This window comes from Virgibacillus salarius, from assembly GCF_039521925.1.
GTDB lineage: Bacteria > Bacillota > Bacilli > Bacillales > Amphibacillaceae > Virgibacillus > Virgibacillus salarius.
The window spans coordinates 1-7766 of the sequence record NZ_BAAACY010000132.1; the positions used below are offsets into that span (position 1 = coordinate 1).

At 37.0% G+C, this 7766-nt stretch carries 6 protein-coding genes; 5 read left to right on the top strand and 1 reads right to left on the bottom strand.

The features are described 5' to 3' along the window. The first annotated feature begins 392 nt into the window (after window positions 1-392). Both ABDZ84_RS16460 and ABDZ84_RS16465 read left to right on the top strand, forming a co-directional pair. Complete coding sequence (locus tag ABDZ84_RS16460) at window positions 393-1505, top strand: 5-methyltetrahydropteroyltriglutamate--homocysteine S-methyltransferase (RefSeq protein ID WP_026679809.1); 1113 nt, start codon at window positions 393-395, stop codon at window positions 1503-1505. 371 nt (window positions 1506-1876) lie between these two features. Continuing rightward, window positions 1877-2410 (top strand): helix-turn-helix domain-containing protein, encoded by a 534-nt coding sequence (locus tag ABDZ84_RS16465; RefSeq protein WP_258469461.1) that lies wholly within the window; start codon window positions 1877-1879, stop codon window positions 2408-2410. Window positions 2411-2574: 164 nt separating this feature from the next. On the opposite strand, the gene ABDZ84_RS16470 is transcribed toward ABDZ84_RS16465, so the two are convergent. Further along, the gene (locus ABDZ84_RS16470) at window positions 2575-3123 is read right to left on the bottom strand and encodes a helix-turn-helix domain-containing protein (RefSeq protein ID WP_026679811.1); all 549 of its coding nucleotides are present in this window, start codon (window positions 3121-3123) and stop codon (window positions 2575-2577) included. Between the two features lie 417 nt (window positions 3124-3540). Here ABDZ84_RS16470 and pruA point away from each other — a divergent pair, with 417 nt between their 5' ends. The 3 genes from pruA to ABDZ84_RS16485 all read left to right on the top strand — a co-directional run bounded on the left by pruA (window position 3541) and on the right by ABDZ84_RS16485 (window position 7329). Continuing rightward, the gene (gene pruA, locus ABDZ84_RS16475) at window positions 3541-5088 is read left to right on the top strand and encodes an L-glutamate gamma-semialdehyde dehydrogenase (protein ID WP_026679812.1); all 1548 of its coding nucleotides are present in this window, start codon (window positions 3541-3543) and stop codon (window positions 5086-5088) included. Window positions 5089-5243: 155 nt separating this feature from the next. Continuing rightward, the gene (locus ABDZ84_RS16480; RefSeq protein WP_026679813.1) at window positions 5244-6161 is read left to right on the top strand and encodes a proline dehydrogenase family protein; all 918 of its coding nucleotides are present in this window, start codon (window positions 5244-5246) and stop codon (window positions 6159-6161) included. 424 nt (window positions 6162-6585) lie between these two features. Then, a complete protein-coding gene (locus tag ABDZ84_RS16485) occupies window positions 6586-7329 on the top strand; it encodes an SDR family NAD(P)-dependent oxidoreductase (protein ID WP_026679814.1) in 744 nt (247 codons plus the stop codon). Window positions 7330-7766 lie beyond the last annotated feature (437 nt).

The window sequence follows — 7766 nt, forward strand, 5'->3', positions numbered from 1 at the left end:
AAGTAAAAAAAGTGATACGCCCTAAATTGGCGTACCACTTTTTTCAGTTACTGGGTTTTGTCCCAGCCCCTTTTTAACGAGGCTGAGGCAAAACACACTTATTTACTCAAAATATGAATAATCATGTTATCAATAGGAGTATCATTCCAGCATCGTGAAATATACTCGCTTTCCGCGGGAACGGTCTCAGCTAACTTGGTAAGGAAAACGCTTTTTCTAGTGGATCTTCGGACTCGTGGTGTTACGGCCGGAGTCTCGCTTATTTCAGGTGCTAAATGAATGATTCTGATCAATACGAACGATAATTAATTTTCAACCAATCATTGTTCGTTTTTAATTGTTTCTTCATTCTTTTGTCTCAGCCTTTTTATAACTATAAAGGAGTGGATACATTGACAACAGCAGTAGAACGAATAGCACCTTTCAAAGGAGATCATGTAGGTAGCTTTCTAAGAACAGATCGTATCAAGCACGCGAGATCTCAATATGCTAAAGGAGAAATTAGTGAAAAACAACGAAGAGCAATTGAAGATGCAGAAATTATTAAGCTAGTAGAGAAACAAAAGGCAGCTGGGCTAATGGCTATAACCGATGGAGAACTTCGGCGTTCTTGGTGGCATTTCGACTTTTTAGAGAATTTAAATGGTGTTGAGGGATTTGAGCCAAATAATGGCTTGAAATTTGCTGGAATTGAGACAAAAAAGCATTCCATTCATGTTACTGGAAAGGTGGAGTTTAATAAAGAGCATCCATTTCTCGCAGATTTTAAGTTTCTGAATGAAGTGGTAGGGAACCGTCATGTTGCCAAACAGACGATCCCAAGTCCGAACATGTTACTCGTTCGTGCTGGATTTGATACAGATATTTATCAAACAATCGAAGACCTTGTTCCAGATGTGATTATGGCTTATCAACAAGCAATTCAGGCATTTTATGATGCAGGTTGTCGTTACCTTCAGTTAGATGACACATCATGGGCATCCTTTCTATCAGAAGAAGGGATTTCCTCACTGCAAGCAAAGGGCATGAATCCAGAAAAACTAAGGGATATTTGCAAACGTGTGATTAATGAATCGATTGCTGAAAGGCCTAAAGATTTACTTATCACCATGCATATTTGTCGAGGCAATTATCGTTCCCATTATTTCAGTACAGGTTCTTATGATGCTGTTTCTGAAACCATTTTCGCTGGGTTGAATGTGGACGGGCTTTTCCTTGAATTTGATGACGAGCGATCTGGAGGTTTCGAGCCTTTATCCTATGTGAACAGAGATGATCTTTGTGTAGTCTTAGGATTAGTTACTTCTAAGTTCCCAGAGCTGGAAGATAAAGATGTTATTAAGAAACGTATTGCTGAAGCTGCTAACTACCTTCCGTATGAACAGCTCTGTCTTAGTCCGCAATGCGGTTTCGCTTCTACAGAAGAAGGTAATCTGATAACAGAAGAAGAGCAATGGAATAAGGTTAGACATGTAGTAGATATCGCTAAGGATGTGTGGAAGTAAGAAAGCATATTAGTAGCCGCTTATATTAAACCATTTTGAATGAATGAAGATAAAGTAACTCCGAATTACCTTTCGAGCATATCAGTATATTCGGAATGTAGTTGGGTGCTTTATCATTCATTTTTTTAAATGGTGATGTTACCTAACGAAAGGAAGGGTGCTTTGACCCGTTAATATTAGCAAAGTAAACAGAACTAGCTAAAAAAACAGCACACTCTGCTTGTATGTGATTAAATCTATAGGCAGTGATTATCTGTATGTTCGGATTGACGATAGTTTCGTTCTATTCTATCATTAAAGAAGTTTATAGAACGTGTGACCACTAGCGGAAGGAGAGAATTGCAATAAATCTTAATAATATAGGTAAGAAAATTAAGCAAATGCGCTTGCGTATGAAAAAAACACAACAGCAGGTAGCGGAAGCATGTGGAATCTCCAAAAGCCTTTTATCTAAAATTGAAAATGGACAGACAGCTTCAGCAATTGCCACTTTATCCAAAATTAGTGAAGAATTAGAAGTACCACTAACCTGGATTTTGGATGATCATGATGATCGAGATCTTGTTTTACTCCCTCATACAGAACGGCAATTTAAAGTAGGTGATGAGAATATGGGTTACTCCTATGAATTGCTGGCAAATCGTTCGCGGTTTACAGGAATTGAACCTACTATTGTTCATGTAACTCCTCGGGATATGAATGTCCGCGAAGAGACCTATACGCACTCCCAAGATGAGTTTATTTATATTTTAGAGGGAGCTATCCATTTACTTTATGAAGATGAGAAGCATTACATGGAAAAAGGAGATAGTGCTTTTTTTAAAGGAAATAAGTCACATTTATTTATTCCCGTTAATAATGAACCAGCGAGGGTACTAACAGTGTTTATCGATAATCATTTGTAATCAGACAAGGAGCTGTCCCAAAAGACAGCCTCCTCTTGAGCAACTGATTTGGCTGACCGACTCCTGTGGATGAATCCAATTATTTTAGGCTTTACACGGCAGCCACCCCAACAGGAGTATTCAAAGGTCTAGATTGCTGTATCAACATGTACTTTATGGAATATCTATTCTCTGGAAGAAATACATAGGAACTTTATTGGTTTGTCCGTATAATTATACCAATTATGTGGTGTTGAAGAATCTAAGAATATACAATCATATGGTTGTAAAATGGCTTCCTCATAATCAACTTCAATGGTAAGCGTGCCTTCTAACACATATAGAAACTCCTGTCCTTTGTGTGAAAAATTATTGCCTCGATTATCTCCTGGGTTAAGAATGATAAGATTCGGAACAAAAAGTGGGTTCTCCATTCCTCCGGTTAAATCCTTATAAATAAATCGATTTTCAGTTAAGTTTGCCATATCAACAATATTTCTTGTGATTGCTGATCGTGAGTTATCCATAGATGATGAGAAGAAATAACTTGGATTCACTCCAAGTGCTTCAGAAATTCGTTTTAAAGATAGAAGGGTAGCAGAAGTTTTGGAATGCTCCAATTGTGATAAAAAACTAATGGAAAGTCCGGTTTTTTCAGAAACTTGTTTTAGTGTTAATTTTTTTTGTTTTCGTAGGTTCTTCACTTTACTTCCAAGGTTTTGTGTGTGGTTCATGGTTTATTTCTCCCCTTATCCCAATTGATAACTTGTAGATATAAAAGATCAGCTTAGACTTTGTGAATATTTTGATAGTCCTTTTTGCCTAGTTTTATAGAATTGTATGAGAAAACAGTTGACGAAAAAGCAAAAAATATCTTATAATTTATTTAAACATAATTTAAGTAATACTTAAATAGTTTCGCTTTAAATTATTAGAAAATTTTCTTAGTTCAAATTTCACAACAGCTTTAGCTTTTAGAGTTTCTTCTGAGCATTAATGAACAACCCGTAACAGGCTAGCCATCTTATTGATTACAGTAATAGTTAAATTAATGAGCAATGTATACGCTTAAGGGTTGATTATTTTCATTGATGTTGAAAACGTTTTCAATAATTGGAAACTAGTAAACTATATTTAGGAGGTTTTTATACATGGTCGTACCTTATACACATGAACCCTTTACAGATTTTACGGTGGAAGAGAATAGACAGCAAATGCTAGCTGCATTGAAAAAGGTAGAGAAGGATTTAGGTAAGGAATACCCATTAATTATTGGTGGTGAACGTATTACAACAGAGGAAAAAATCGTTTCTGTTAATCCTGCCGATAAAGAGGAAGTAATTGGCTATGTTTCTAAAGCAAATAAAGAATTAGCTGAGAAAGCAATGCAAGTTGCAGATAAAACGTTTGAAACTTGGAGAAAATCGGATCCGAAATTCCGTGCAGATATCTTATTTAGATCTGCTGCGATCATTCGTCGCAGAAAGCATGAGTTCACTGCCCATTTAATCAAAGAAGGCGGTAAACCATGGAAGGAAGCAGATGCAGATACAGCAGAAGCTATTGATTTCCTAGAATATTACGGACGTCAAATGCTTGAATTAAAAGATGGAGTTAAAGTGAATAGCCGTCCAATTGAATATAACCAATATCATTACATTCCATTAGGCGTAGGTGTGGTTATTTCTCCTTGGAACTTCTTGTTTGCGATTATGGCAGGTACTACTGTAGCAGCAATGGTAACTGGAAATACCGTTTTATTGAAACCAGCAAGTGCGACTCCAGTTATCGCTTATAAACTGATGGAAGTATTGGAAGAAGCAGGAATGCCAGCAGGAGTTATTAACTACATTCCTGGTCCTGGGAAAGAAGTAGGCGATTATTTAGTTGATCACCCACGTACGCGTTTCATAAGTTTTACTGGTTCTCGTGATGTAGGTACCCGTATTTTTGAACGTGCGGCAAAAGTACAAGAAGGTCAGAAATGGTTGAAACGAACAATTATTGAAATGGGTGGAAAAGATACTATTGTTGTTGATAATGAAGCAGATTTAGAATTAGCAGCTGAATCAATTGTACAATCCGCTTTTGGATTTTCTGGACAGAAATGTTCAGCATGTTCTCGCGCTGTCATTCATGAAGATGTCTATGATGAAGTGAAAAATAGAGTTGTAGAACTTACCAGCGAGTTATCGGCAGGAAATCCTTATGATAATTCCCATTTCATGGGTCCGGTCATTGATCAAGGAGCTTATGATAAAATTATGGATTATATCGAGGTTGGGAAGAAAGAAGGAGACTTATTAGTCGGTGGTACAGGTGACGACAGCAAAGGCTGGTTTGTAAATCCAACGGTGTTTGGAGATGTTGATCCAGAGGCTCGTATCATGCAAGAAGAAATATTTGGACCTGTGGTTGCATTAACGAAGGCGAAAAGTTTTGATGAGGCCATTGATATAGCCAACAATACCGAGTATGGCTTAACTGGTGCAGTAATTACAAATAATCGTACGCATCAAGAACAAGCACGTCAGGATTTTCATGTAGGTAACCTGTACTTCAATCGCGGTTGTACAGCAGCCATTGTAGGCTATCAGCCATTTGGTGGATTTAACATGTCTGGAACAGATTCAAAAGCAGGTGGACCAGATTATCTTATCCATCATATGCAAGGTAAAACAAGTTCTGAAATGCTGTAAATAATACATTAACTATCTTTCCTGCAATGCTTTACAAATAATGAAGTGGAAATGCATGTTCAAAAAGAAAGGTAAAAAGGAAGAGCGAATTCCTTTTTACCTGATCTTTTGAACATATTTTTTAGAAAATTAGTGAAGTTTGGGGGAGGATCAACGTGGAACAAATCATGCGTAATTTCTTTTTATTTTTATCAAATAATAAACCACTAACGAAAGCAGCAAAGAAATACGGTTTTCGGTTTGGAGCATCACGATTTGTCGCAGGAGTAGATATTAATGGTGCAGCTGAGAAGATTAAAGAATTAAACGATAAGGGGTTTGAAGTAACTGTCGATCACTTGGGAGAATTCATTGACAATGAAGAAGAAGCGAGGCAATCTACTGAGGAATGCATTCATGCAATTAAGGTCATTGCGGAAAAAGATCTGAATGCACAATTGTCGTTGAAATTAACCTCACTTGGTATGGATATTTCTTATGAGCTTGTCATGGGAAATATGCGTAGAATACTACAGACAGGGAAAGAGTATGGAGTCATTGTCACAATTGATATGGAAGATTATGAACGAACGGAACAAACGTTAACCATTTTTAAATCATTGAGGCAGGAATTTGATAATCTTGGAACGGTACTACAAGCTTATCTTTATCGTGTAGAAGAGGATTTAGATGCACTAAATGAGTTTAACCCATATTTGCGGCTTGTAAAAGGTGCTTATAAAGAATCCGAAAAGGTTGCCTTTCCAAATAAACAGGATGTCGATGAGAATTATAAAAAGATCATTAAGAAGAATCTGTTAAATGGTAACTACACAGCTGTAGCTACACATGATGATGATATTATTGCATATACAAAAGAACTGGAAAAAACACATGCTATTCCCAGAGATCAATTTGAGTTTCAAATGCTGTATGGTATCCGAATTGAACTTCAAGAACGATTGATTGAAGAGGGGTATAAGGTGCGTGTTTATATGCCTTATGGTGACGATTGGTTTGGATATAATATGCGTCGCTTAGCAGAACGACCTGCCAACGTTGCCTTTGTGTTGAAAGGAATCTTTAAAAAATAAAGTTAAGGTTACTTTAGTCCTTCTGAGGTATAACGAAAGTGGTCCGCTACTAGCAACAATCTTTATATTATAATTCTATGTAGGCCAAAACGAATCAACGCTTTACTAGTAGTCGACAATACGACTACTCGAACTATTGAAACGGAGGGCTTACTATCAGCTATATGAAAAAATTTTTATTACGTGCAAGCTGCTAATTTGGGTTGATGGATGATAAGCTACCTTCTCAAATTGCGCTTGCACTTTTCTATTACTGTTTATTCCGTATATAATTGACAGGATAACCCCTAAAAATGATACCGCCATCATTAGGTTATCCAGTTCACATAATTGCTTATCTATAAAAAAAGGCGTATGCTAGTATTATAAAAAGTAAGTGAATACTTACTTACTTTTTAGTGAATAAGATAAAGGGGTGTCTTTGATGGCAGATAGAGTAGTAGTTATAACAGGTGCCGCAAGTGGAATTGGACGTGCAACTGCGTTAAAATTTGCGCAAGAAGGGGATAAGGTAGTAGTTGCTGATTTGAATGGAAGTGGTCAAGATATAGCTAAGCAAATTACTAAAGATGGCGGTAAAGCTACATTCATAAAAACAGATGTTTCCAAACAAGAGGACGTACAAAACCTAGTGAATAAAGCAGTGGAGTTATATGGATCCATAGATGTAATGTTTAATAATGCTGGAATTGGCGATATGGGATCAATCCTTGAGCCGAATATAGATTCTTATCATAAAACAATAGGTGTGAATCAACACGGTGTGGCATATGGAATCTTCGCAGCAGGTCGTAAAATGAAGGAATTGAATGTAAATGGTGTTATTATTAACACTGCTTCCGTATTCGGTTATATGGCAAATAAAGGTACATTTGCTTATCAAGCAAGTAAGGGTGCAGTACGAATGATGACACAAACTGCAGCACTAGAGCTCGCACCATTTGCTATTCGCGTAGTTGGTGTTGCTCCAGGTGGGGTTGATACGCCAATTATTCAAGGTTATAAAGATAAAGGGATGTTGGAACATTTGAAGAAACAGCAAATGCGCGAGCAGTTGATTCAACCAGAGGCCATTGCTAATGCTGTCTATTTACTATCACTAAAAGAAGCAGATGTTATTAATGGAAGTATTGTTATGCTTGATGATGGTTATGCATCATTCAAATAAGTTATAATAGTAAGGCTGGTGATTCCTCCAGCCTTACTTTTTTGTCTAGGAATTATAAAATTTGTCCATGTGGATATGGGCGTGTTGGGTCGCGCCTAGCTCCAGAGCCCAGAAACTAAACGACTTCACGAATCTTTCTGCGATAAGTCATCATTGGCTAGAAAGCACACCATAATTTCTTTATCTCCATTGACTCGCTCCAGTCGCTATGTTTCTAATCGGGTGCTTACGCTTTTGCTCTTCACGTTAGGAAGATATAAAACTTTAGCTTAGTCGACTAAGCAACGTAGCGAACATTTTTAAGTACAATGTATATGTAGAAACTAAGGTTTTCGCAATTACTTGGCGAAAAGCCAAGTTTTTCTTATAAGTTAAGAAAGTATAAAATCAGTGCAATGACTGCGTTAAGCCAAGTAGTTATTTTGAAATGTTTGATG